A 24103-nucleotide genomic window follows, 5' to 3' on the forward strand; every position below is an offset into this window, starting at 1 on the left:
GCTCACCGGCGGCGGGGCGTGATCTGCAACAGCGGGGACTCCACCACGGGGCACTGCTCGGCATCGACATCGCCGATGCGCCGGCCGCGCGAGATCAGCGCAGCCGGGCAGCCCTTGCCACAAGAGGCGTTCATCGAGCAGCTGCCGCACGTGGAGTTCGTGCCCATCGCCAGGGTGCCGGCCAGGTCGTAGCCGTCCAGTGCGTCGGCGACCTCCTGGCGCAGGATGTTGCCGACCAGGAAGTCGCTGTCGGCGTACGGCGACTGCGGGGTGCGGGCCGCGAACACCAGGTACGGGCAGACCGCGGTGGCGCCATCGGCGAAGACGTAGATGAGTTTGCCCGCATCGCAGCCCGCGAGCGGCTTGTCATCGTTGGGGAAGCGGATGTGCACCACGTCGATGCCGCGCTTGCGGAACCGCTCGGTCACTGCCCGGATCGAGCGCATCGTGTCGTCGTTGGCCGCGAGACGGCCCTGACTCTTCACCCCGCGCCCGAACGACGACAGCGGATTCATCAGCACATACTCCGCGCCGACCTCAACAGCGAACTCGCACAGCGCGGCGAACTCCTCCACGTCGGTGAGCGCGTTCGGGGTGGACAGCAGCCCTTGCAGCAGCCCGGCCTCAGCGAAGGCGCGGGTGGTGGCCACGGTGGTGTCGAAGGAGGCGACGGAGCCGCGGAACTTGCCGTGACTCGCCGCCCGGAACCCGTCGAAGCTGACGTTGATGTGGACGTTGCCGAGGGCGGCCAGCGCGGTGATCTGCTCAGGGGTGGTCTGTGTGGCGTTGGTGCAGATGCCCAGGGGCAACCCCATGTCGGCGACGGCGCGGCAGATCTCCATAAGGTGCGGGTGAACGAACGGCTCTCCGCCGGTCAGGGTCAGGCGCTCCACCCGGGCCCGGCGCAGCCGCGGGAACACCAGGCCGGTGAGGTCCTCCAGCCGCATGTGATCTCCCCAGTCGCCCGAGGAGACGAAGCAGTGCGCACAGTGCAGGTTGCAGCGTTCGGTGATCTGAACGAGTGCTTTGCGCTCGTTCCCTTCGACGGAGGTACGGAAGTAGCAGGAGCTGGCGTGGGTGTCGATGATGAGTGGACGCCTCACAGTGATCCCTTTCCACGGGGTTCTGCGGACCGGTGAGCCGGTCGGAAAGCCGGCTTCCCGGGCGTGCGAAGGACGTCGTACCAAGGGGGGGCGGTGACCACCTCCTCACGGGGGCGGGGGTACCTCATCAGGCAACGGCGGCTGGTGCGGCGAGGCCAGTGGCGGCCGCGTCAGGTGTTGATGCGGGCACCGCCGCCCCTTCTTTCAGCGTGAACTCGGGTGGATCCCGCGCCTCGGACCTGCGGCAGTGGCCGGCTGAGGCCCGGGGCGCGGTTCCGCCTGACAGACCCGACCGGCTCCAGGGGCATGAGCCGATCAGCGTGGGGGCGGGGTCTGCCAGAGCCGGACGGCCGGGAGCCCGACAGGGGCAGGCGGGCTCCCGGCTTGCTCGTCCTCGACACCAGACGACGGGGAAGGCTTGACGAAGAAGTCGCCTTTCTCGGTGCGCAGGTGTGCCGACAGTGCCGCGACCAGAGCTTGACCGGATTCGGCGTGGAGGACTTGGCCCAGTTCGGTTTCGATGGCTCTGCGCACCTCGAAGGGGAGGTTTCCCAGGTGAGGGTGGAGTGAATTTTAACGGCCGCCATAGTTTTCGTCTCCTTGCGAAAAGGTCGAAGAGGGTGTGCGGTGCGGGCCCTTTCCCGAGGGCACTTCTTGGCGGGCCCGCACCGCGTCGTGCGTCCCCCTCGCCTTGCCGGCTGGGACGCACGGGTAGGACAGTGCGGTGACCCGGGACTGCGCTCCGCAGGTCACCGCACTGGGCTCATAGGGGTGGCTGCTGATCGTGTGGCTGGCACAGGGTGGCGGCGATTTGGGCAGCCACATCGTCTATCTCAGCGGCGGCGGGCGCCTCGAACTCCTCAGGGGCAGCGCCTCGTTTGGCCAGGCGCCAGCAGTAGATCGGCTGCTCCTCGGACGGCTTGACGCACACCGTGATGGTGTTGGCCACGTGCAGGCGGGATCCGCTGTGGTGGCTGATGGACGGGTAGACCTGGCGCGCGTGCAGGCGGTCACGGAGGCGGTTGAGGGCGTCGCTGGCCTGGACAAGGCCCATGACCCGATCTGCCGCCGTTGTGCCGTAGGGCAAGACCGTCGTGCGGTAGGTCATCACCAGTTCCTCTCGTGCCGGGGCGACGGCGGCAGGCTGTTCGTTGCCATAGCAGCAAGGAGCAGAAGTCGACAATGGCCCTTTTTGGTGCAGGAAAGACAAAAATTCGAAAAGATGCATGATGCGCCAGCCGGGCATAGGAGGCGCGATCGGTATTGCCTTACGTGCCATAGTGGAGGGACGTTCATCGCCCATCTAGAGATCTGTATTGGCTGATCGTATTAGCCAATATGGCCAATACGCTGGGAGGTCGTCATGCCTCGTCGCCCGGACCCAGTTGACCCCACAACGTCCCCTAATGCCCTTTTTGGTGCGTCCCTCCGGCAGTGGAGAAAATCCCATGGAGGATCTCTCATCAGCGTCGCGGCGGAAATCAACACTGATTTTTCGGTGCTCGGCCGGTGGGAGCGCGGCGTGCGTTTACCGCCGATCGAAGCCGTGGAACGCCTCGACCGGCTCTATCGCGCTGGCGGTTTTCTGACCTCTCTCCATGCGCTCGTATACGCAGCCAAAACCGGCTCGGTGCCGCTGGCGGGAACCTCCCCCGTGTCCGATCCTGTCGTCATGGACTCAGCACGAAGACGTCTGCTCTTGGGGGCCGCGGGGATAGGCGTGTCAACTGCTCTACTCCCAGGTCTGGAGCAGCTGCGCACCATCGTGGACGACCGGCTCGGCGGACCCGACCTGGACGCGTGGGAAGACATCGCATGGGAGCACGCCCACAACATCACCTCCCGGCCCCTGGCCCAGGTGATCGGCGACCTGTCGATGGACATTCTGAACCTCCACCAAGTCCTGGCCTCCGTGCCCAGCCGCGAAGCGGCCGCCTGGGCACGGGTCAACGCCCGCCTCACGTTCATATTGGCCCTGACGCTTGGGCTGGCCGGACACGTTCGCGAGTCACGGGACTGGTGGACATCTGCTCGCCGAGCAGCTACTCAGACCGGCGACGACGAGTTCGTGGCCGCAGCCCACGCCTACGAAGCCGTCCAAGCGCTCCACGAAGGCCGGCCTTTGGCGCTGGTGGTGTCACGCGCGGATAAGGCTCTCGCTCTCACCGCCGACCGGCCGGGCCGGGCCGCAGCCGAAGCGCTCAGTGCCCGTGCTCACGCACTCGCGCTCATGGGAGACCGCACAGGGGCGCGTGCCAGCCTGGATCGGCAAGCTGACGTGTTCGCCACGCTCCATGATTCCGTCACCGGCAACGAGACCCTGGAGGGCTGGCCGGAGCCCCGGCTGCTGCACACCCGCTCTCTCATCATGACCTTGACCAAGGACTCCTCGGCAGCGTCCGCGCAGCAGGAAGCACTCCGCTCCTATCCGCCCAGCCACGGACGGCAAATCGCGCAGATCCACCTGCACCAGGCGACAACGGCAGTCCTGAAGGGCGACATCTCCGAAGGACTGAACCACGCCGCCGAAACTGTGCGGAGCATCGCACCCGAGCACATGTCCCAGTTTGTGCTGCACATCGCTCGCGGCGTGGCTGACGCCGCCCCGCCGGGGCATAAGAAACAACCAGCCATAACCGCATATCGAGAGCAGCTCGCGCTGACAACGTCGAAAGAGGACATGTGACTGATACTGATATCGAATACCAGTGCTTGACCGGTGACGCCGCAGCCGTGGTACTCACCGACGAGTATGTGCGCCTGTACCTGGAGAATTACGCAGAACCGCCCTATTTATCCGGACCGCTCTACAGCCGCGAAAGGTTCCTTGAGCGCACAGCCCAGCAGGTGAAAAGCGACGGCTTCACCCTGGTGTCGGCGCGATCCGGGGCGCAGCTCGTGGGCTTCAGCTTCGGTTTCACGTTCCCAGCAGGCCGGTGGTGGGGAGGGGAGGCGAAACGCCCCTTACCCGAAGTGGTCGCCGCACCCACGTTCGCGGTGATCGAGCTGGACGTCCACCGCGACTATCGGCGGCGCGGCATCGGCCGGCTCCTTCTGGAGATGCTGCTGGCTCACCAGGACGCCCGGTACGCGACGCTGCTGTCCGACCCCGACGCCGCCGCGCACGCCATGTACCAGCGGTGGGGGTGGAAGCTGATAGGCACCGTACGGTCCGCACCCGACGCCAGAGCCAACGATGCCCTGCTGCTGGAGCTGGACGGGCAGTAGCCGTTAGGAGCGCCGGTGGCATCCCGCCCTCTTCGCCGAGAAACAGATCCATCAACCGGTGTCCGGACTACTGGGGGATGCTCAAGCAGCCTGGAGCATCTCCATCGGGCCATCGGTGACTACGGCACTGATTACTCTCGGTACGACGCGGACGAGCTGTGGCAGGCCGCGCTTACGGATCGCCGCCACGTCGCGGAGTTGCTTCAGCTGCGTATGACGCTCAAGCAGCGCCGTGAGCTGTACGTCGCCGCGGCCTGGCTGTCGCTGATCCTCGCGTGGACGGCTCATGATCGAGGGGATGTGCGGGCAGCACTCGCGTACGCAGCCGATGCTCGTCATCACGCGAGCGAGGCCGATCACGATGAGACGGCGGCGTGGGCGTGGGACGTGGAGGCGACGACCTGGCTCTACGGCGACCGGCCGTATGAGGCGCTCCGTGCGGCCCAGCGGGGAGCGGGCCAGGCCCCGGTGGGAAGTGCTGCTCAGACGCGCCTGACCGGACAACTCGCTCGGACCCACGCACGGCTTGGTCACGTAGTTCCGGCAGCTGAAGCGTTGGAAGCGCTCCGGGATCAGGCAGGGCGGCATTCGCCGCATGCGAACGGACTGTTCAGCGCCGATGCCGTACGGGTCTGGTCGATCGCCGCGACCTCCAGTCTGTGGCTCGGTCACGACGGGCAGGCTCGTGACTTCGCCGAGCAGGCGATGGAGGTGTACGAGCAGTCTCCACAGGTGTCTCCGACGAGACGAGCGATCACCGCCTTGGACCTCGGGGTCGCCTGTGCTCGGCTGGGTGACCCCGAGCAGGCGGTCGCCCATGGTCTGTCCGCGATCTCCGGGTCGCGTTATGCCGCGGCGATCGTCACCCGAAGCCATGACCTCGGTGTCACGCTGGAGCGCGCCTATCCCAATGCCGCGGTTGTAGCGCGGTTTCGTCAGGGAGTGGCGGAACTCGAAAAACAGACATGACTGAAGATCAATGACAGTACGGCGATCACGGTCTGGTGCGGGGCCACCCCAGCAACCACCGGTAACCGCACCCCGTCGTAACATCCGCCCTTCAACCTCAGCAACGATCGTCAGGGACAGCACGAACCGGAGGAGCGCGAGGTGTGAATCAGCGGCCTGGAGGTACGACGATCCGTGAACCATCGGGCTGGGAGGAAGCGCCATGCGGGAGTTTTCGGGCAAGGTCGCGGTCGTCACGGGGGCGGGCGGCGGGATCGGGAGAGCGCTCGCGCTGGGCCTGGCCGCGGAGGGGATGTCCCTCATGCTCGCCGACGTCGAGCCGGGAGATCTCGCGGACACCGCCTCGCTGGTGGAGGCGGGCACCGACGGCGGCAAGGTCCTCACCGAGATCACCGACGTCTCCGACCCGGTGGCCGTGGAGCACCTCGCCGACCGTACGTTCGGCGAGCTGGGTGCGGTCCACGTGCTGTGCAACAACGCGGGGGTCTTCCAGGGCGGCCGGATGTGGACGAGGGAGCCGGAGGACTTCGCCTGGCCGCTCGGGGTGAACCTGTGGGGCATCCTCCACGGCGTCCGGGCCTTCGTGCCCCGCATGATCGACCAGGACACCGAGGGGCACATCCTCAACACCGTCTCCGCCGCGGGACTGTTCGCCATCCCCTACCTGGGGCCCTATTCGGTCTCGAAGTACGCCGCGTTCGCCGCCTCGCAGTCCCTCGCCCAGGATCTCGCGGCGGCCGGCTCCAGGCTCCGGGTGACCGCGCTGTGCCCCGGCGGGGTGCGTACCGGCCTCAACCGCTCCGGCCGCCACCGGCCGGAGAACCTGGTGGCCGCCGGACGCGCCGAGGACGAGGACGAGGAGGTCTCCGCCGCGATCATCGGCGGCCTGGTGGAGGAGGGCATCGACCCGGCCGAGGTGGCCCGCGCCGCGGTGGCCGCCATCCGCGAGGAGCGTTTCCTGGTCCTCACCCACCCGGGCTACGCCGAGATCCTGCGCGAGCAGACCGAGGCACTGATCGCCGGGACGCTGCCCTCGTTCTCCGGCCGAGGGGACCGTGCGGATGGGCACGACGGCGGGGAAGTCCTTCCCGGTCGCGGGTAGAGGGGAATCCCCTTCCGGCGCGGACAGGGAGGAGTCTTTCCCGTTGCGGGCAGGCAGGAGTCCTTCCCGGTCCGGGTGAGCGGGGCGGCGGGAGATCTTTTCGGCTGTGAGCGGGCGGGCTGACGGGCGCCGATAGACTGGGGACACCGCTCTGTTCCTTTTGGGGGTCTTGGTGTCTGAGTTCGACACGGTCCTGGTCGTCGACTTCGGCGCGCAGTACGCGCAGCTGATCGCGCGAAGGGTGCGTGAATGCCACGTCTACTCCGAGATCGTCCCCTCGACGATGCCGGTCGAGGAGATGATGGCGAAGAAGCCCAAGGCGATCATCCTGTCCGGCGGCCCCTCCTCGGTGTACGCCGAGGGCGCCCCCGCCGCCCCCGCGGGCCTGTTCGAGACCGGCGTGCCGACCTTCGGCATCTGCTACGGCTTCCAGGTCATGGCCCAGGAACTGGGCGGAAAGGTGGCCAGGACCGGCACCGCCGAGTACGGCGGCACCCACCTCGACGTCGAGGAGGAGGGTGTGCTCTTCGCGGGGCTGCCCGCCGCGCAGTCGGTCTGGATGTCCCACGGTGACAGCGTCTCCGCCGCCCCCGAGGGGTTCACGGTCACCGCCGCGACGGCCCAGACGCCCGTCGCCGCCTTCGAGCACCCCGAGCTGGGCCTGTACGGCGTCCAGTTCCACCCCGAGGTCCTCCACTCCGAGCACGGCCAGACCGTGTTGAAGCACTTCCTGGACGCGGCGGGCTGCCGCCCCTCCTGGACGATGGTCAACATCGTCGAGGACGCGGTCGAGGCGATCCGCGCCCAGATCGGCCCCAAGGGTCGCGCCATCTGCGGTCTGTCCGGCGGCGTCGACTCCGCGGTGGCCGCCGCCATGGTCCAGCGGGCGATCGGCGACCGGCTGACCTGCGTCTTCGTCGATCACGGGCTGCTGCGCAAGGGGGAGGCGGAGCAGGTCGAGCGCGACTTCGTGGCCGTCACCGGCGTCAAGCTGCGCGTGGTCGACGCCCACGAGCGCTTCCTGAAGGCGCTCGACGGGGTCACCGACCCCGAGGAGAAGCGCAAGATCATCGGTCGCGAGTTCATCAGGGTCTTCGAGGACGAGCAGCGCGCCATCCTCGCCGACGGCCCCGTCGACTTCCTCGTCCAGGGCACTCTTTACCCCGACGTGGTCGAGTCCGGCGGCGGCACCGGCACCGCCAACATCAAGTCCCACCACAACGTCGGCGGCCTCCCCGACGATCTCCGCTTCTCGCTGGTGGAGCCGCTCCGGGCTCTGTTCAAGGACGAGGTGCGCCGGGCGGGGGAGCAGCTGGGCCTGCCCGCCGCGATGGTCTGGCGCCAGCCGTTCCCCGGCCCCGGGCTGGGCATCCGCATCATCGGCGCGGTGAACCGCGAGCGTCTGGAGATCCTCCGCGAGGCGGACGCCATCGCCCGCGAGGAGCTCTCGCGCGCCGGTCTCGACCGGGACATCTGGCAGTGCCCGGTCGTCCTGCTCGCCGACGTCCGTTCGGTGGGCGTCCAGGGCGACGGCCGCACCTACGGTCACCCGGTCGTCCTGCGCCCGGTCTCCAGCGAGGACGCGATGACCGCCGACTGGTCGCGTGTCCCGTACGACGTGCTCGCCCGCGTCTCCACCCGCATCACGAACGAGGTCCGCGAGGTCAACAGGGTGGTGCTCGACGTGACCAGCAAGCCCCCGGGCACCATCGAGTGGGAGTAGCCGCCTCGGCGGGCGACGGGGGAGGGATCTCCTCGGCGGTTGGCGCCGTTTGGCGGTGGGCCGGAAGGTAAGTTGGGGTGGGTGTCTTCCACCACCCCCATCGGCGCAGACTCCCCCAAGACCGCCGTCGCCCGCCTGGCGTGGCTCGACGCGTTGCGTGGCATCGGCGCGGTCGCCGTGTTGCTGGAGCACATGCTGCCCTGGTTCATGCCCGCCCTGAGACCGTACTGGTTCAACCTCGGGATGTACGGCGTCCTGGTGTTCTTCCTGGTCAGCGGATACATCATCCCGGTCTCGCTGGAGCGGCACGGCGATGTCAGGGCGTTCTGGATCAGCCGCGTGTTCCGGCTCTACCCGATCTACCTGCTGGTCTCGGCGTTCGTCCTGGTGACGGCGTTCTGGATGCCCGTCCGCGAGCAGGTGCCCAGGGACCTGTCGTCGGTGGCCGCGCACGCCACGATGCTGCTGGACGTGGTGGGCAGAGGCGGCCTCGCCGACACCATGTGGACGCTCTCCTACGAGATGGTCTTCTACCTGGTCGTCACCGCGCTGTTCGTCGGCGGGCTGCACCGCGCGAGCGGGACCTTCGCGGTGGGCTTCGGTGCCGTCGCGGTCGCGGTGGGGCTGGTGCTGACGGCACCGCTGCTACAGGGCCCCTGGCCCGCGTACGTGTCCGGGGTGCTGTTCTTCGTGGGACTGGCGGGCCTGATCGGCGGCCGGTTCAGGAGGACCGCCGCGTACGTCCTCGGCGCGACGGCGCTGGTGCTTCTGATCTTTTCGAGTTTCGTGCCGTGGTTCGGTGCGGCGATCCTGTCGGTGATGTTCGCCGGGACCGCGATCCGCCGTTGGGAGCAGGGCTCGGGTGGGCTCTGGCCGGTGGCGGCGGCGACCGTGCTCGTGGCGCTGGCGCCGGTCTGGGCGGAGCAGGCGGGCTGGTGGTGGGTGCAGCCGGGGCCGTGGTTCACCACCATCGCGCTGGCCGGGGCGTCGTTCGCGGGTGCGATGGCCCTGCGCGAGCGCCGGCTGCCCAGGTTCCTCGTCTGGCTGGGCCTGGTCAGCTACTCGGTCTACCTGCTGCACCACCCGCTCCTGCGGATCGCGCACGTCGTCGTCGGTGACGTGCGGAACGCGGGGCAGGTGGTGCAGGTCTCACTGTCGGTGGCGTTCGTGCTGGTGGTGCTCGGCCTGAGCCTGCTCACCTACCGCTACGTGGAGCTTCCCATGCAGCGGCTGGGCAGGCGGGTGGCCCGGAGGCCGTCCTCCAGCGAGGTCGCCCCCGCGCGGTGAGGGTTTCGGCTCAGGAGCCGTCCTCGGGGGACTGGGCGTAGTCCTCGGGGTCGCCGGTGGGCGACTCGGAGGGCAGGTCCTTGTCCTTCTCGGAGCCGACGGGGTAGACGTCCCCGGGCTGGGTGGCCTTGGCGCCGCGCAGCGAGGAGACGGCCACCACGTGGTAGCCCTGCTTCTGGAGCGCGGTCAGCAGCTTCGGCATCACCTTGACGGTCTGCTCCACCCAGTCGTGCATGAGGATGACCCCGTCACGCTTGGCGTTCTTGAGCACCTCGTCGTAGATGGCCTTCTCGTTCTTGGTCGCCCAGTCTCGTGAACCGCCGTTCCACAGGATGATCGGCATGTTCATCTGGGTGGCGATCGCCGAGACCCGCTCGTCGAACTCGCCGTAGGGCGGGCGAATCGTCGTCGGGTACTTGCCGGTGACCTTCTTGACGATGTCCTGGGTCTTGGTGAGTTCCTCGCGGATCTTGTCTTCCGAGATCTCCCGCAGGTGCGGGTGGGTGTAGCTGTGGTTACCGATGTCATGGCCTTCGGTGACCATCCGCTTGGCGAACGCGGGGCGGGACTTCACGTACTGGCCCTCAAGGAAGAACGTCGCCTTGGACTTGTACTTCTTGAAGGTGTCGAGCAGCTTGTCCGCGTACTTGCCGGGGCCGTCGTCGAAGGTGAGCGCGATGCACTTCACCTTCGCGCAGTCCACGGGCTTCGGCTTCGGCGCGGGCTTGGCCTTGGGGGCGGGCTTGGCCTTGCTCGCCGTGGTGGCCTTCGGTTCGGGCTTCTCCGCGCTCCACGCGGTGGTCGGGACGGAAATCATGGCCAGCGCACAGGATGTGGCCAGCAACATTCGGACAGGAGACTTCATGAGGGGAGCTCCGGGTCAAATCGACGTCGGTCGAATGGGCATCCTATCGAGGTGCCTGATGCCTCCTGGGGCAGAAGCGTCACGATGTCCTGTGAAAGGCACGCTCTCCCGCGGCCGGGGCATGCCGTCTTCGCTCAGCACAAACTTGACGTTTCCCCAGGTCATGAGTGCGTATAGCGGGTCGTGGGCGTGCGGGTCGCACCTCGGGCGTATTCGATGATGGGCGTCGGTCCCCCGGAGGAGCGCGCTGGGAAAAAATGACGATCAGTACGGCGAGCTTGAAACCGGTCGATAAAGGGCTCGGAGCGACCGATGGGGCGCCGGCCCGCGACCGGCGGTTCACGCTCGCCTGTTACGCCACCGCCCAGCTCGCGCTGCTCGGCTGGTGGCTCGGCTTCCACCCCGGGTTGATGAGCCCCGACTCCGTCACCTACGTCGCGCACGTCACGACGGGCCCCTGGGTGGCCGGGCAGTCGGTCGCCTACGACGCCCTGCTCGGGCTCTCCCTGAAGGTGACCGGCGACCTGTCCGCGGTCACCCTTCTGCAGACGGCGGCGATGGCCGCCGCCCTGGCCCACCTCGCGGGCGCGATCCGGCCGCTGGGGGTACGGGGACGCCCGCTGCTCGTGGCGGTGGGGTGCGCGGCGCTGTCACCGCCGCTCGGCGCCTTCACGGTGTCGATGTGGAAGGACGTGCCGTTCACCGTGTGCGCCGTACTGGCCGCCGGCACCGCGGTACGGCTCATGGCCCGGTCGGGGCTGCGGTCTGGATCTGTCGTGCGAGGTGAGGGCCGGGTGCGGGACGCAGCCGGGGTCGGCGGGCGGAGGATGGCCGGACGCGGGGGCGGCCGGTGGGCGTGGGACCCGCGCTTCGCCGCCCTCGGGGCCGAACTGCTCGGCCTGGGGCTCTTCCGTAACAACGGCTTCCTCGTGGCGCTGGTCGCCGCCGTCGCGCTCGTCGCGCTCCTGGCCGGCCGCCCGGGAGCCCGCCGGCGGGTCGCGGCGCTCGCGGCCGGAGCGGTGGCGGCGCCGCCGCTCCTGCTGAGCGTCGGCTACCCGGCGATGGGCATCGCGTCGCCGTCCCGCTCGTTCGCCTACCAGACGGTGTTCGGCGACCTCGCCGTGGCGTACGGGGAGAGACCCCACCTCTTCGACCGCGAGCAGCGGGAACTCCTGGCGGAGATCGCCCCGCTCGACGTCTGGCGGCGGGGGGCGACCTGCCAGACCATGGCGCGGGTCTTCTTCGATCCCGGGTTCGGCCACGCGCGGGCCGAACAGCGGATGTCCGAGATCCTGGAGCTGTGGCGAGGACTGCTGGTCCGCGCGCCGGGCACGATCCTGAGCGCCAGGATCTGCCGCGCCGCGCTCGCCTGGCAGCCCGGATCGACCTCGGACGAGCCCGGCGGTGAGCTCTACCGCTTCTCCCCGGGAGATCCACGGCTCCCCGACGGCTGGGAGGGCTCCCCGGCGGCCTCGGTGATGCGGCAGCGGCCGATCTCCGAAGGGCTGCTCGCCGCGGGGCTGTTCGCGCTGGACGCGAGCACCGTGAGGCAGTTCGAATGGCTGCTCTGGCGGGCGCCCTTCTGGTGCTACCTCACCTACGCCACGGCCGCGCTCGCCTGGTGGCGGACGGGTAGCCGGGCGGCACTCGCGGGGGCGGCCGTGGTCGCGGGGCAGCAGATCGGGGTGATCCTCACCAACACCGCGCCGGACTTCCGGTTCATGGTGTCGCCGATCTTTGTCGGCGTCCTGTTCGTTCCGCTGCTCCTGCGGGAGGCGGGGATCCTGCTCTCCCGCCGATGAGCGGTGCTCCCCGAGCCGCTCCGCAGGAGAGCCGAAGGTCCCGGTGGGCCGCCCGGGATCCGGCCCGTCACCGGGTGTGAGATGCCGGAGGCGTCTCCTGGGCACCACGCCCGTTCCGATCCGCAGGGCGCGAGCAGCCGTCAGCGGTCCGTAGGGTGCGGGCAGCCGTCAGTGGCCGGACCCGCGGGGTGCGGGCAGCCGTCAGCGGTCGAGCTCGTCGAAGAGCGCCTCCCAGCGTTCCAGGACGCGCGGCAGCCGGTACCTCCTCATCCGTTCCCTGCCCCTCGCCCCCATCCTGCGGCGCAGCTCGGCGTCGGACATGAGGCGCTCCAGGGCGGCGGCGAAGCTCCCGGTGTCTCCGGGCTCGGCCAGTATGCCGTTGTCCCCGTCCTCGACCAGGGTCCTCACCCCCGCAGAGGCGTCGCAGGCCACGGCGGGCAGCCCGCAGGCCGCGCCCTCGGCGAGGACCAGCCCCCATCCCTCGAAGTCGCTGCTCAGGGTGACGATGGAGGCGTCCAGGTACTCGGCCTCGACGTTCTCGACCTGTCCGCGAAAGACGATCCGGTCGCCGAGGCCGGTCTGGGCGGCCTGCGCCTCCAGGGCCGCCCGAAGCGGCCCGTCGCCGATGACGTGCAGCTCCCACGGCTCGGCGACGGCCGGGGCCGCGGCGGCGAAGGCGTCGATCAGCAGATCGATCCGCTTCACCCTGACCAGCCGTCCGGCCGAGACGATCCGCGGGTTGCGCAGCGGGGCCGCCTCCTCGGGGAAGACGCTGACCGGGTTCAGCATGGTGCCGCAGTTGGCGAGCCGGTGCGCGGTGAAGGACGCCGCGTAGTCGTCGCACAGGAACAGCGCCTTGTCGAGGTGCGCGTAGTGCTTCTTGATGAGCTTGAGGTTCGGTGAGTCCACCGCCTCGGTGTACGACTGGTGGTACTGGCCGATCTTGGCGATGTGCGGCATGGGCAGGTCGGCGATCCAGTGGGCGGCCCAGGGCGAGGCGATGACCATGTATCCGCCGTGTCCGCCGTCGATCCGGTCCGTCAGCCGCAGCAGCTTCCGCCTCGCGGCGGCGACCTCCTCCGGGCTCCTTCTCTGCCTGCCCCTGCGCCACGGCAGCGAGCGGGCGGCGGGCTCGGGGGCGGGCGTGTCGTACAGCGTGGCGTGCCGGTAGACGGGGTCGGCGATGTAGCTCTGCGGCTGCCGGGAGGGATTGATGCTGATCAGGGTCACCCTGTGCCCCCGCGAGCCGAGGCCCTGGGCCAGGGTGTGGATGACCCGCTGGGACCCGCCCATCGAGTCGCCGTCGGTGCTGAGGAAGAAGACGTCTCGCGATCTCAACGCATGACCTCCGGGAAGAACGCGTCCACGACCCTGCCGCTCGCCTGCCCGTCGTCGAGGCCGCACCAGCGGTCGCGGAACTCCGCGTAGCGCCGCCGGTACCTCTCGGTGATCTCGGTGAGCCGCTCCAGCGCCTCGGCCAGCTCGCCCGGTTCGCGCAGCAGCGGCCCCGGGGCGATCTCGGCCAGGTCGAAGCAGACCCCCCGCTGGGCGGAGGCGTAGCGCTCGTAGTCGTCGACGTAGTAGAGGATCGGCCTGCCGAGACAGGCGTAGTCGAACATGATCGAGGAGTAGTCCGTCACCAGGACGTCCGAGGCGAGCATCAGGTCGTTGACCTCGGGGAACGCCGAGGCGTCCCGGACGAGCCAGCCGAGCGGGTCGGGCACCGTGAAGCGGTCGTACCGGTGGGCGCGCACCAGGATCACCCAGTCCGGGGGCAGCGCGCCGGCGAGGGCGGGCAGGTCGAGCCGGATCGAGTCGCCGCTGAAGCGTCTGTTGTCGCGGTAGGTGGGCGCGTAGAGGATCACCCGCTTTCCCGCGGGAACCTCGAAGAACTCCCTCACCTGCCGCGCCCGCTCGCGTTGCGCCGGTTCCATGTGCCGTACCAGCACGTCGGTGCGCGGGTATCCGGCGTGGATCAGCTCGCCCCTGAACCCGCTCGCCTCGGCGAAGTCGCGCAGGAAGTCGGGGCCCGGGGTGAGCAGCGCGTCCCAGCGCGCCACCGCCTCGGCGTACTTTCTGGCGAGGGCCGGCTGCGTCCGGTGCCTGGGCTCGTCCAGGCCCATCTTCTTGAGCACCTGACCGTGCCAGGTCTGCAGGTAGCGGGTGCTCCCGCGCTTGCGGTAGCAGTAGGGCAGGTTGTGGCTGTCCACCCAGTGCCCGGCGCGCGCCAGGGTCCAGGCGTAGCGGAAGGTGTCGCGCCGGACGAGACCGACGTCCTCGGGGAAACGTTCGGGAACGTCCGCGTGGGACCAGACCGCCCGCAGGCCGGTGGCGCGCCGCTGCAGTTCCTCGTGGATGTAGCGCGGGTTGCCGGTGTAGCCGGTGCCCTCGGCCGACTCGAACAGCACCAGGTTCCGGTTCACCGGCACCGTCATGCTGACCAGCCGGTAGAAGCGGCCCAGGTTGCGGGGGGTGGCGAGGTCGGCCAGCAGGCCACGCCAGAGTTCCGGCACGCTCGGGAAACGCCGCTTGGCCGCGGGGCCGAGCCTGCGCGCCATGAGGCGGAACGGGAGGTCGGCGGACGCCTCGAGGACGAGGCGGCCGGAGCCCACCGTGCCCACGGAGGTGAACGAGAACCCCGGGACCGCGAGGAGGGGCCTGAGGTTCCCGCGCTCGCCCTCCTGGAGCGAGATCATGACCGCCTGCGGCCTGACGGCGTTGTCCGGCCACTCCAGCTCCGGCAGGGAGATCGTCACCGTCCCCTCCAGGATTCCCGTCCCCTCGGGAGGACCTCCCGTCATCCGCGGGATCCTCGTCCGCTCCGGCTCCTCCGGCTCCCACTGCCCTTCGAGCCCTCTCGGGCTCTTCTTCTCCCGCTCCTCCAGCGACTCGATCACGACGGGGGCCATCTGGACGGGGATCGAGGTGATCGTCCTCTTCCTGCCGCCGACGCGGAGCCACGCGGTCAGCGTGCGGCCGTCGAGCACCCGGCCGGGATCGTAGGTTCGCAGGCGCAACCGGATCCGGTCCCTCGACGCCTGCAGGTCGATGAGCTCGTGCCGCAGCAGCGCTCCGGACAGCGGTTGCTCAGCCAGGCGCAGCTCGGTGACGTCCAGTTCGCTCCTGGCCCGCTCGTCCTGAGGGGGCACCGTCCCCCAGAACACCCGATCGTCGTCCGCCGTGACCGCCCGGGGCGGGACGGAGTGCCTGCCCCCCAGCTCGACGGCGGCGAGCGCCGCCTCGGCTCCGCGCCGCTCGCGGACGAGCTGGAGGCACACCCGCTCCGCCCTGGTCAGCCGCTCGATCGCGGCGGGTTCGAGCGTGTCCACGTACGGGATGACGATGTCGGCGAAGTCGGAGATCCACGCCGGGTCACGCTGGGGCAGGTCGCCCAGGTAGAGGCGGAGGTCGTGGGAGAGGAAGCGGAAGTCCTTGTCCTCCTTGAGGTCGAGGGAGTGGGTGTTCGCGAGGGCGCGGTCGCTCAGGACGGCGGCGGCGACGCGCTGGCGAACGTTCTCCAGCTCGTGCCGCCGCGACGAGATCGACCTGGTGGCCGGGGTGGCGGCGAGCAGCCAGCGGTAGACGGGCCACGGCACGACGGCGAACAGCTTGCTGCGGCAGAACAGCTCCGTCGACCAGACGATGTCCTCGTGGTGGATGTCCTCGGGAAAACGGATGCCGGTGACGTCGAGGAAGGTCCGCCGGTACAGCTTGTTGGTGGCGAGGCAGTTGAAGAGGAGTTCGGGTTCGGCGCGGATGCCGTCCACGACCCGTCGTTCCGCGAACAGCTGGGGGTACCAGAGGGTGACGGCGCCGGTCGCCTCGTCGACGCGCTCCACGGTGCCCATGACGAAGTCGGCGCCGGTCGCCTCCGCTTCGAGCAGGAGGCTCTTGCAGGCGTGTCTGGGCAGCTCGTCGTCGCTGTCGAGGAACATCAGGAAGGGCGAGCGGGAGGCGTCCATGCCCGCGTTGCGCGGCGCGCCGCAGCCGCCGCTGTTGGCGGGCAGCCGCAGGTAGCGGACCCGGCCGTCCTCCTCGGTGAGCGCCTTGGCCACCGCCGGGGTGTCGTCACCGGAACAGTCGTCCACGATGATCACTTCGAGGTTCTTGAGCGTCTGGCCGAGAACGGAGCGCACGGCCCGGGGTAACCGGGCCGCGTCGTTGTAGGTGATGACGATCACGCTGACGTCCGGGACCGTGTACGGCTGTGTTGTCATGGCGCGCAACTCCAAGGCGGCTGGGAGGAGAGCCTTGACCCGCGGTGGTCCGCGCTCGGCGGGGCGGAGGCGGCAACGGCAGGGCAAGGCGTCATGGGATCGCTGGTGTTGGATGTGGGCACTCAGCCCGAGGCGGGCGTGTCGGCGAGGAGGACGGGGGCGTCGCGGCCGGTGCCCCTCGTGACCCTCGGGGTCCCCGGCCGTCCCGTGTGCTCCTCGTGGTACTCCGCGTCGACGTTGACCTGCCAGACGTCGTGCCCGGCTCCGTCGACGACGTTCTCCACGGTCAGCATCGCGGTGAGCATGGAGTGGTCCTGGTTGTTGTACCGGTGCATGCCGTTGCGGCCGACCGGGTGGATCTCCGGCCACTCCACGTCGAGATACTTCCTGAGCACCTCGACGTTGCCGGCGTAGCCGGCGTCGTAGACGGGGTAGGCCTTCGGCATTCGCACCACGTAGCCCTGCCGGACCGAGCCGGGGGTCACCAGGCCCAGCCGCTCCAGCTCCCGGGTGCCGAACGCGATGAGGTCGTCGTCCGGAGCGCGCCACAGGTCGTCGCCCTCGTTGACGAAGTACTCCAGGCCGAGACAGGTCCGTCCCGCCTGCACCAGGTACGGCGACCAGGAACCGTAGTTCTGCACCCGGCCGAGCCGGACCTCGGGGGAGTGGATGTAGATCCAGTTGTCGGGGAAGGAGAACCGCTCGGGGACGACCAGCGCGACGGTGAGGAAGTCGCGGTATTTCAGCCCCGCGGCGGCCTCCGCGACGACATCTGGCACGTCCGGCCCGAACGCGCGGATCAGGGCGTTGAGCGGCATCGAGGAGATGAGGTCGTCACAGTGCACCTCGCGGACGGCGCCCCCGACACCGGGCCTCTCGTTCTCGCCGTCGTCGTGGCGGACGGTGACGGCGAGGCGGCCGTGGTGGCGGCGGATCCGTTCGACCCGGGTGCCGAGGTGGATGGTGGAACCCCGCTCGCGGACCCGGTCGGCGCAGGCCTCCCACATCATGCCCGGCCCCAGTTTGGGGTAGCGGAACTCCTCGATGAGACTCGTGATCTCCCTGCGGTTCCTCCCCGGCGTCAGCGCGGCGGCGATGGCCTTGCCCAGGGAGAGGTCCCTGATCCGCTGCGCGGCCCAGTCGGCCTGGATACTCGCGGCGGGAACGCCCCACACCTTCTCGGTGTAGGTCTTGAAGAAGATCCCGTAGAGCCGCCGGCCGAACCTGGCCGCGACCCAGCCCTCGAAGGTGGACTGGTCGGCGGGCGGCCTGATCCTGGCCCAGGCGTACGAGCTGACACAGCGCAGGGATTCCAGGACACCGAGGTTGCGCAGGGCGTTGGACGCCCTGAGCGGGTAGTCGTAGAAACGGCCCCCGTAGTGGATGCGGCTCATTCTCGGGCGGAGCAGGAAGTCCTCCTCGCCGAGGATCTCGTTCCAGAAGTCCTCCACCCGGGGCACCTTCGTGAAGAAGCGGTGCCCGCCGATGTCGAAGCGCCAGCCGTCGCGTTCCTCCGTCCGGCTGATGCCGCCGACCACGCGGTCGGCCTCGAAGACCTCGCACGGGTGTCCTCGCCGGGCCAGCTCGTAGGCCGCGGTGAGCCCGGCGGGCCCCGCTCCCACGACCACTGTTGAGTCCATGCGTTTCCCCCCGCGAATGCCGTTTGCCGCGATCTCGCCCGTCTCGGTCACCCGATCGTGTCGGACGGTCAGGGGGGATCGAAGGGTCATCACGTCTTACTAGGACGTGTGCATTCCCAGCCTTGACCTGGGCTTGGGGGAGGCGTTGCCGCGTCACGGACCCGAGGGCGGATCGGCCGGCCGGGGGAGATGTGCCGGAGATGGTCAAGTCTCGGTCAGCTCACTCCATCGCGGTCATATTTTGGGCTCGCCCGGCCCGGCGCGGAGCCATGCTGCTGACGTGACGTCTACGTCGCGTTCATGGCCGCCAGGTTGTGTCGACGGGCACACGGGCTCCTTCCGCCGCTTTCCGGCGACCACTGGGCTTCCCGCCGCGCGCCCGTGACGTCTTCCACGCTGAGTGGATCTTCACCCGCGTGCTATGTCCGGCGTTCACGCCGATGGACCGGACTGTGAGCTTTCGACTACCGGAGGACCGATCGTGGCCCCAGTGAGCATCATCGTGCCCATATACAACGTGGAGCCGTACCTTGAGGCGTGTCTGGAGTCGTTGGTCGCGCAGACCTGGAGTGACATCGAGGTCGTCATGGTGGACGACGGCTCTCCCGACTCCAGTGCGGAGATCGCCGAGACCTTCGTCGAGCGTGACGCCCGGTTCCGGCTGATCCGGCAGGAGAACGGGGGCCTTGGCACCGCGCGCAACACCGGCATAAGGCACGCCAGCGGTGATTTCCTCGCCTTTTTGGACAGCGACGACATGCTCCCGTTGACGGCCGTCGAGACGATGGTGTGCTCTCTGACGGAGAGCGGATCCGATCTCGTCACGGGCAACGTCCTGCGCTTCAGCGGGCAGGGGGTGCGCCAGTCGGCGATGCACAAGGCGATCTTCGCCAACTCCGCCAGGCGGACCCACGTGACCGCCGACGAGATCCTGCTCAAGGACCGGCTGGTCACGAACAAGCTCTGGCGGCGCTCCTTCTGGGACGAGCGGGGGCTGAGCTTTCCCGAGGGGGTCCTGTGGGAGGACATCGCCGTCGCCCTGCCCGCCCACTTCCTCGCCGGGGCGGTGGACGTGCTGTCCACTCCGGTCTACCTGTGGCGGGAGCGGGAGGGGGAAAGCGTCTCGATCACCCAGAACCGGGGGCACCTCAAGGGGATCGAGGACCGGTTCGCCGCCGTCGACTCCGTGCGGAGTTTCCTCGTCGACACGGGGCGGACCCAGCACCTGAGGGCGTGGGACCGGATGGTCCTCGACAGTGACCTGCCGAACTTCCTGCAGGTGCTCGACCAGGCGGGGGAGGAGTTCCGGAGTCGCTTCCTCGACCTGGCGTGCGCCTATCTCGACACAGCGGGGCCGAAGGTTCTCCCGCTCATCCCCGCGCAGCGCAGGGCGAAGTGGATCCTCGTCGAGGAACGCAGGATGAGCGACCTGCTCCAGCTGCTGGAGTGGGACAGGACGGTGAAGCCGACCGCCCGCGTCGTCGGGAGCAGCCTGCGCGGGTACCACCTCAACGTGCCCGTGCAGGTCGAGCGGTCCGCCACGCGGATGCGCGAGGAACTGGACCTGCGCCAGCGGGTGGACAGCCTGGAATGGAAGGACGACAAGCTGGTCGTCGAGGGCCGGATCTCGCTGCGCTACCTGCGTCCCCGCAGGCGGATGCAGCAGCACCTCCTCGCCTGGCTCGTCCCCGAGGGCGCCGGGGACGCCAAGGGCACCGGGGACGCCAAGGGCGCTGAGGGCACCGAAGGACTCGAAGGTCGCCGGCGCAGGATCCGGCTCCCCGTCACGGTCAGGCGGGGCCTGTCGCTGGTCGACACCGGCCCGCGCAGGCGCAAGGACTGGTGCGGGTTCCGGCTCACCGTCGATCCCGCCAAGCTCCCGGCCGGTTCGTCCTGGCGGATCGACCTGTGCGTACTGTCCCGAGGACTCCTGCGCCGGGGAAGGCTGGGGCAGCCGAGCCCGGCCGCACGGCGGCTGGAGTTCACCGAGCGCGAGCCGGGGACCGTGGCGTGGACGGAGTGGACGCCCGCCGAGGAGTTCAGGCTCCAGGTGGAGCGGCCGGGGGGCTGGGTCACCGGCCACCGGGTGGCCGAGGGCAAGCTGAGGATCGGCGGCCGGTGCGACGACGACCTCGGCGCCGCACCGACGCTGCGGCTGATCCGGCCGCAGGGGGGCCGTGACCGGCGCTACCCGATGACCGTGTCGGACGGCGCCTTCGAGGCGGTGGTCGACCTCGACGAGGTGCTGTCCGAGCGCTGGCCGGAGCTTGACCCGGCCGGCCTGGAGATGAGCGCGCTCAACCCAGGAGCCGAGTGGCACTTCGAGGTCGTCCCCGCCGAAGGAAAGGCCCGGCCGCTGCTCGTCGCCCGCGACGTGGAGCGTGGCCTCTACCGGCTCCGCGGGCGCGACGTGGTGCTGAACCGGTCGCAGGCCGGTGGGCTCGTGCTGCGCGAGCAGCGGCCGACGTTCTACGTGGAGCGGGTGGAGTGGACCGACCTGGGCCACCTCAGGGTGACCGGGGCCCCGATGCGCCCGATCGACGGCCCGGCGTGGCTGGTCGTCACCTCGCGCAACCGGCTCACCGAGCGGCTCTTCCCGCTCGTCGACGGCAGTGCCACGGTGACGCCCGAGGGGAGCGAGACGCTCGGTGGGTGGCTGCCGCTGCCGGCGGGCACGCACGGCTTCGCGATCCGTACCGGCGCCGGCACCGGTGACATGCGCATGGAGTTCCGGCTGTCCGCGCCGCTGGAGCACATCTCCGCCACCCGTACGTTCGTCTTCGACACCGACCTGATGAACGAGGCCGTCTTCACCGTGAGCGACGACCTGCGCGCCTCGGGCAGGCCGAAGCAGCAGCGGTTGCTGCGCGAGGACCTCTACCCCGCGAGGTGCCAGGAACCGCTGCGGCCCGCCGTCCTCTTCGACAGTTACGGGGGCAGGCAGTTCTCCGACAGCCCGAAGGCGATCTACGAGGAGCTCGTGCGGCGGGGTTCGGACCTGGAGTTCATGTGGGTCGTGCGGGACGGGCAGGTGGAACTGCCCGAGGGGGTGACGCCGGTCCGCCGGTACGGGCGGGAGTTCTTCGAGGCCCTCGCCCGCTGCAGGTACATCGTGACCAACAGCCACCTGCCCTCCTGGTTCGAGCGCAGGCAGGGGCAGACGGTGCTGCAGACCTGGCGGGGCACGCCGTTGAAGCGCGTCGGGTTCGACGTCGAGAAGGTGCCGTTCGCCAGGCCCGACCAGCACGAGCGGCTCGCCAGGGCCGTCGCCCGGTGGAGCCACCTCATCTCGCCGAGTCCCTGGTGCACCTCGATCCTGGACGGTGCTCTGCGGTTCGAGGGGGAGATCCTGGAGATCGGCTCTCCTCGCGACGACCTGCTGCGTCGTGCCGGAGCCGAGCGGATCGGGGAGATCCGGGAGCGTCTCGGCCTGCCCGAGGGCAAGAAGGTCATCCTGTACGCCCCGACGTGGCGCGACGACAAGCTCTACAGCAGGGGACGCTACCGGCTCGACCTGCGCCTCGACGTTCGGCACATGGCGGAGAAGCTCGGCGAGGACCATGTGCTCATGATCCGTAAGCACCCGAACGTCACGGACAGGCTGCCCAGGGTCGGCACGGACTTCCTCTTCGATGTCTCGATATATCCGGACATCCAGGAGCTTTACCTGGTCGCGGACATGCTGATCACGGACTACTCGTCGGCGATGTTCGACTTCGCGGTGACCGGCAAGCCGATGTTCTTCTTCACCTACGACCTGGAGCGCTACCGCGACGAGGTGCGCGGCTTCTACTTCGACTTCGAGGCCGAGGCCCCCGGGCCGCTGCTGCGCACGACCGAGGAGGTCGTGACGGCCGTGCGGGACGCCGACGAGGTGCGCGGTAAGTACCGGAAGCTGTACGACGCCTTCACCGCCAGGTTCTGCCCGCTGGAGGACGGCGGCGCGGCGGCCAGGGCCGTGGACCGGATCTTCCGGTAGCCGCCCGTCGTCCTCACGAAAGGCCGGGGAGACCCTCCTCGGCCTTTCGTGTCCTTCAAGCGCCGGAGCCCCATGGCGCGGGTCGGTCAAGAAGTGGCATGGAGATCTTCTAGTAGTTACAGAGCGTAGATGACAGGAGACACCGCGTGGCCATGCTGGAACGCATGAGGGCCTATTCGTTGGACGACGTTCTCGCGACCCGGAAACGAAAAGACTCCTGGTGGACCGTTTTCCTGGTCGACCCGGTGGCGTGCAGGCTCACCCTGCTCGTCGCCAACCACACGTCCATCACCCCCAACGGGCTCACCCGTTTCTCCCTGATCCTCGGCATGTGCTCGGCGATCTGCTTCGCGTCAGGACGGCTCGCCGCGGGGGCACTGCTGTTCTACGTGAGCTTCATGGTCGACTGCATGGACGGGAAGATCGCCCGGCTCAAGGGGACGGGGACGGCGTTCGGGCTCTGGCTCGACTACGTCGGCGACCGGATCAGGGTGCTCTGCTGCGCCGCGGGGCTGGCGTCCGGGCAGTACGTGGCGACGGGCGACGTCTCCTACATCCTGCTGGGCGCCGGGGTGGCCGTCCTCGACCTGTTCCGCTATGTGAACGCGCCGCAGATGAAGCGCGTGCGCGAGGTGGTCAGGGAGAACCGGCTCGGACGGCCGGTACCCGTCGAGTCCGTGGTGACCGTGGGATCCCCCAGGGCGGGGGAGGCGCCGATGGCCGCCGGGCACACCGCCCACGCGGGACGCCTCAGGCCCGTCGAGGTCATCACGCCCCGCGAGCCGCTGCGAGTCGCCGGATTCGAGGACCGGGAAGAAGACCGTGAAGAGGTGCGCGGCGGGAACCGGGCAGAGGACGGGGCCGGACGGCGGGGGCCCAGGAAAGGCAGGCGCCCGAGGCTGCCCCGCAGGTTCACCCGCCTCCTGGCCCGCCACCGGGTGCGGACCCACCTGATCAGCGGTATCGAGTTCCACGCCGCCGTGTTCGTGGTCGCCCCGCTGGTCGGGACGGTCGCCCTGGTACCCCTCGCGGTCGCGGCGGGGGTCCTGCTTCTGCTGAACGAGGTCGTTCTGATCTACCGAATGTGGCTCTTCGCCCGGGTGGTGCCCGTCGTACCGCTCGTCGGGAAGGCGCCACGCATATCTGTTTGACCAAGCTTTACGGGGGTTCGTTGTCATGCAGTCCGACCGCCCGATCTTCGTGATCGGTTGTCCGCGTTCCGGCACCACGATGCTGCAGCTCATGCTGCACTCGCACCCGCGCATCGCGGTGCCTCCGGAGACACGGTTCGTGGTGCCCGGCTACTACCGCAGGTTCTCCTTCGGGGACCTGCGCGAGGAACGCAACCGGCGCAGGGTCGGCCGGTGGATCGTGAGCGACAAGGACACCAAGTTCAAGGAGCTCAAGCTCGACGGGGACAGGCTGATCGACGACATCGTCGCCGGTCCGCCCACGCTGGGGTCGGCGATGGGAATCACCTTCCGCTCCTACGCCGAGCAGTACGGCAAGAGCCGCTGGGGTGACAAGCGGCCCAGCTACTACCACCACGTGGACCTTCTGCTGCGGCTGTTCCCCGACGCCCAGTTCGTGCACCTGATCAGGGACGGCCGCGACTGCGTGGCGTCGCTGAAGGAGATGCCCTGGTACACCAAGGACGTCTTCCACGCGGCGGTCAACTGGAGCGAGGCGATCGACTACGGCCGCCGCCACGCCAAGAGGCTCCCCGCCGACAGCTACTACGAGCTGCGCTACGAGGACCTGACGGCCTACCCGGAGACCGAGCTGAGCAAGCTCTGCGACTTCCTCGGCGAGGACTACGACCCGGCGATGACCGAGCCGTACCACGTCGCCAGGGTGGCGATCCCGCAGCACAAGGTCTGGCACAGCCACACCCACGGCGACGTCACGACGGCGAGGGCGGGGTCGTGGAAGGCCAGGCTGGAGCCCTGGGAGATCTCGGTGTGCGAGACGGTGCTCGGCGACCGGCTCACCGCGAACGGCTACGAGCTGAGCGGCGCCCCCAAGGCGAGCAAGACCCACGTCGAGGCGTGCGAGAAGGCGGCGTCCAAGCGGCGCTGGGCACGCAGGCGCAAGGAGATGCGCGACCGCGTCAACCGGTTCCGCGAGCCGAGCCCGGTGGCCGCGAGGCTCACCAGCCGGCAACTCGGCGAGCTTGCGAAGGTCTGAG

General features: G+C 69.3%; 16 protein-coding genes. 10 read left to right on the forward strand and 6 right to left on the reverse strand.

Going from position 1 to position 24103, the window contains the following annotated elements:
* Positions 1–2: 2 nt before the first annotated feature.
* A complete protein-coding gene (locus ACFY3V_RS16205) occupies positions 3–1103 on the reverse strand; it encodes a radical SAM protein (protein WP_389773914.1) in 1101 nt (366 codons plus the stop codon).
* Between the two features lie 763 nt (positions 1104–1866).
* Positions 1867–2406, reverse strand: a complete 540-nt coding sequence (locus tag ACFY3V_RS16210) for a hypothetical protein (RefSeq protein WP_389773917.1) — start codon at positions 2404–2406, stop codon at positions 1867–1869.
* Positions 2407–2466: 60 nt separating this feature from the next.
* Between ACFY3V_RS16210 and ACFY3V_RS16215 the strand changes: the two genes are divergently transcribed.
* The 6 genes from ACFY3V_RS16215 (at position 2467) to ACFY3V_RS16240 (ending at position 9412) form a co-directional block, all read left to right on the forward strand.
* Positions 2467–3789 (forward strand): helix-turn-helix domain-containing protein, encoded by a 1323-nt coding sequence (locus tag ACFY3V_RS16215; protein ID WP_389773920.1) that lies wholly within the window; start codon positions 2467–2469, stop codon positions 3787–3789.
* Complete coding sequence (locus tag ACFY3V_RS16220) at positions 3786–4331, forward strand: GNAT family N-acetyltransferase (RefSeq protein ID WP_389773923.1); 546 nt, start codon at positions 3786–3788, stop codon at positions 4329–4331. The genes ACFY3V_RS16215 and ACFY3V_RS16220 overlap by 4 nt, the downstream gene beginning before the upstream one ends.
* Positions 4332–4544: 213 nt before the next feature.
* The gene (locus ACFY3V_RS16225; RefSeq protein WP_389773926.1) at positions 4545–5300 is read left to right on the forward strand and encodes a hypothetical protein; all 756 of its coding nucleotides are present in this window, start codon (positions 4545–4547) and stop codon (positions 5298–5300) included.
* 202 nt (positions 5301–5502) lie between these two features.
* Positions 5503–6402: an SDR family NAD(P)-dependent oxidoreductase gene (locus ACFY3V_RS16230; RefSeq protein ID WP_389773929.1), complete on the forward strand. Its 900-nt coding sequence runs from the start codon at positions 5503–5505 to the stop codon at positions 6400–6402.
* 151 nt (positions 6403–6553) lie between these two features.
* The gene (gene guaA, locus ACFY3V_RS16235; protein ID WP_389774241.1) at positions 6554–8125 is read left to right on the forward strand and encodes a glutamine-hydrolyzing GMP synthase; all 1572 of its coding nucleotides are present in this window, start codon (positions 6554–6556) and stop codon (positions 8123–8125) included.
* A gap of 81 nt (positions 8126–8206) precedes the next feature.
* Positions 8207–9412: an acyltransferase gene (locus tag ACFY3V_RS16240; protein ID WP_362896102.1), complete on the forward strand. Its 1206-nt coding sequence runs from the start codon at positions 8207–8209 to the stop codon at positions 9410–9412.
* Positions 9413–9422: 10 nt separating this feature from the next.
* Here the strand turns inward: ACFY3V_RS16240 and ACFY3V_RS16245 are convergent, their stop codons facing one another.
* Entirely contained in the window at positions 9423–10259 is an 837-nt protein-coding gene (locus ACFY3V_RS16245) for a polysaccharide deacetylase family protein (protein WP_389773932.1), read from the reverse strand.
* A 275-nt stretch (positions 10260–10534) separates the two neighbouring features.
* On the opposite strand from ACFY3V_RS16245, the gene ACFY3V_RS16250 reads away from it, so the two are divergent.
* Positions 10535–12079, forward strand: a complete 1545-nt coding sequence (locus ACFY3V_RS16250; RefSeq protein WP_389773935.1) for a hypothetical protein — start codon at positions 10535–10537, stop codon at positions 12077–12079.
* 201 nt (positions 12080–12280) lie between these two features.
* Here ACFY3V_RS16250 and ACFY3V_RS16255 read toward each other — a convergent pair whose 3' ends face one another.
* The 3 genes from ACFY3V_RS16255 to ACFY3V_RS16265 all read right to left on the reverse strand — a co-directional run bounded on the left by ACFY3V_RS16255 (position 12281) and on the right by ACFY3V_RS16265 (position 17936).
* Entirely contained in the window at positions 12281–13417 is a 1137-nt protein-coding gene (locus tag ACFY3V_RS16255) for a glycosyltransferase (protein ID WP_362896108.1), read from the reverse strand.
* Positions 13414–16296 carry a CDP-glycerol:glycerophosphate glycerophosphotransferase gene (locus ACFY3V_RS16260; protein ID WP_389773938.1) on the reverse strand — a complete coding sequence of 961 codons (2883 nt, stop codon included), beginning with the start codon at positions 16294–16296 and terminating at the stop codon, positions 13414–13416. Before ACFY3V_RS16260 ends, ACFY3V_RS16255 begins: the two co-directional genes overlap by 4 nt.
* A gap of 122 nt (positions 16297–16418) precedes the next feature.
* Entirely contained in the window at positions 16419–17936 is a 1518-nt protein-coding gene (locus ACFY3V_RS16265; RefSeq protein ID WP_389773941.1) for an NAD(P)/FAD-dependent oxidoreductase, read from the reverse strand.
* A gap of 490 nt (positions 17937–18426) precedes the next feature.
* Here ACFY3V_RS16265 and ACFY3V_RS16270 point away from each other — a divergent pair, with 490 nt between their 5' ends.
* The 3 genes from ACFY3V_RS16270 (at position 18427) to ACFY3V_RS16280 (ending at position 24102) form a co-directional block, all read left to right on the forward strand.
* On the forward strand, positions 18427–21915 hold the full coding sequence (locus tag ACFY3V_RS16270) for a CDP-glycerol glycerophosphotransferase family protein (RefSeq protein ID WP_389773944.1): 3489 nt from the start codon (positions 18427–18429) through the stop codon (positions 21913–21915).
* A 164-nt stretch (positions 21916–22079) separates the two neighbouring features.
* Entirely contained in the window at positions 22080–23066 is a 987-nt protein-coding gene (locus ACFY3V_RS16275) for a CDP-alcohol phosphatidyltransferase family protein (RefSeq protein ID WP_389773947.1), read from the forward strand.
* 25 nt (positions 23067–23091) lie between these two features.
* Positions 23092–24102 carry a sulfotransferase gene (locus ACFY3V_RS16280; RefSeq protein ID WP_350943382.1) on the forward strand — a complete coding sequence of 337 codons (1011 nt, stop codon included), beginning with the start codon at positions 23092–23094 and terminating at the stop codon, positions 24100–24102.
* Position 24103 lies beyond the last annotated feature (1 nt).

The organism is Streptosporangium sp. NPDC000095 (assembly GCF_042899335.1).
GTDB lineage: Bacteria > Actinomycetota > Actinomycetes > Streptosporangiales > Streptosporangiaceae > Streptosporangium.

Bases quoted from the DNA above. Each gene is read 5' to 3' on its own strand.
- ACFY3V_RS16210 (WP_389773917.1), bottom strand. From the start codon at position 2,406: ATGGGCGATGAACGTCCCTCCACTATGGCACGTAAGGCAATACCGATC.
- ACFY3V_RS16215 (WP_389773920.1), top strand. From the start codon at position 2,467: ATGCCTCGTCGCCCGGACCCAGTTGACCCCACAACGTCCCCTAATGCC.
- ACFY3V_RS16225 (WP_389773926.1), top strand. From the start codon at position 4,545: ATGACGCTCAAGCAGCGCCGTGAGCTGTACGTCGCCGCGGCCTGGCTG.
- ACFY3V_RS16230 (WP_389773929.1), top strand. From the start codon at position 5,503: ATGCGGGAGTTTTCGGGCAAGGTCGCGGTCGTCACGGGGGCGGGCGGC.
- ACFY3V_RS16245 (WP_389773932.1), bottom strand. From the start codon at position 10,259: ATGTTGCTGGCCACATCCTGTGCGCTGGCCATGATTTCCGTCCCGACC.
- ACFY3V_RS16250 (WP_389773935.1), top strand. From the start codon at position 10,535: ATGACGATCAGTACGGCGAGCTTGAAACCGGTCGATAAAGGGCTCGGA.
- ACFY3V_RS16260 (WP_389773938.1), bottom strand. From the start codon at position 16,296: ATGACAACACAGCCGTACACGGTCCCGGACGTCAGCGTGATCGTCATC.
- ACFY3V_RS16265 (WP_389773941.1), bottom strand. From the start codon at position 17,936: ATGGACTCAACAGTGGTCGTGGGAGCGGGGCCCGCCGGGCTCACCGCG.
- ACFY3V_RS16275 (WP_389773947.1), top strand. From the start codon at position 22,080: ATGAGGGCCTATTCGTTGGACGACGTTCTCGCGACCCGGAAACGAAAA.
- ACFY3V_RS16280 (WP_350943382.1), top strand. From the start codon at position 23,092: ATGCAGTCCGACCGCCCGATCTTCGTGATCGGTTGTCCGCGTTCCGGC.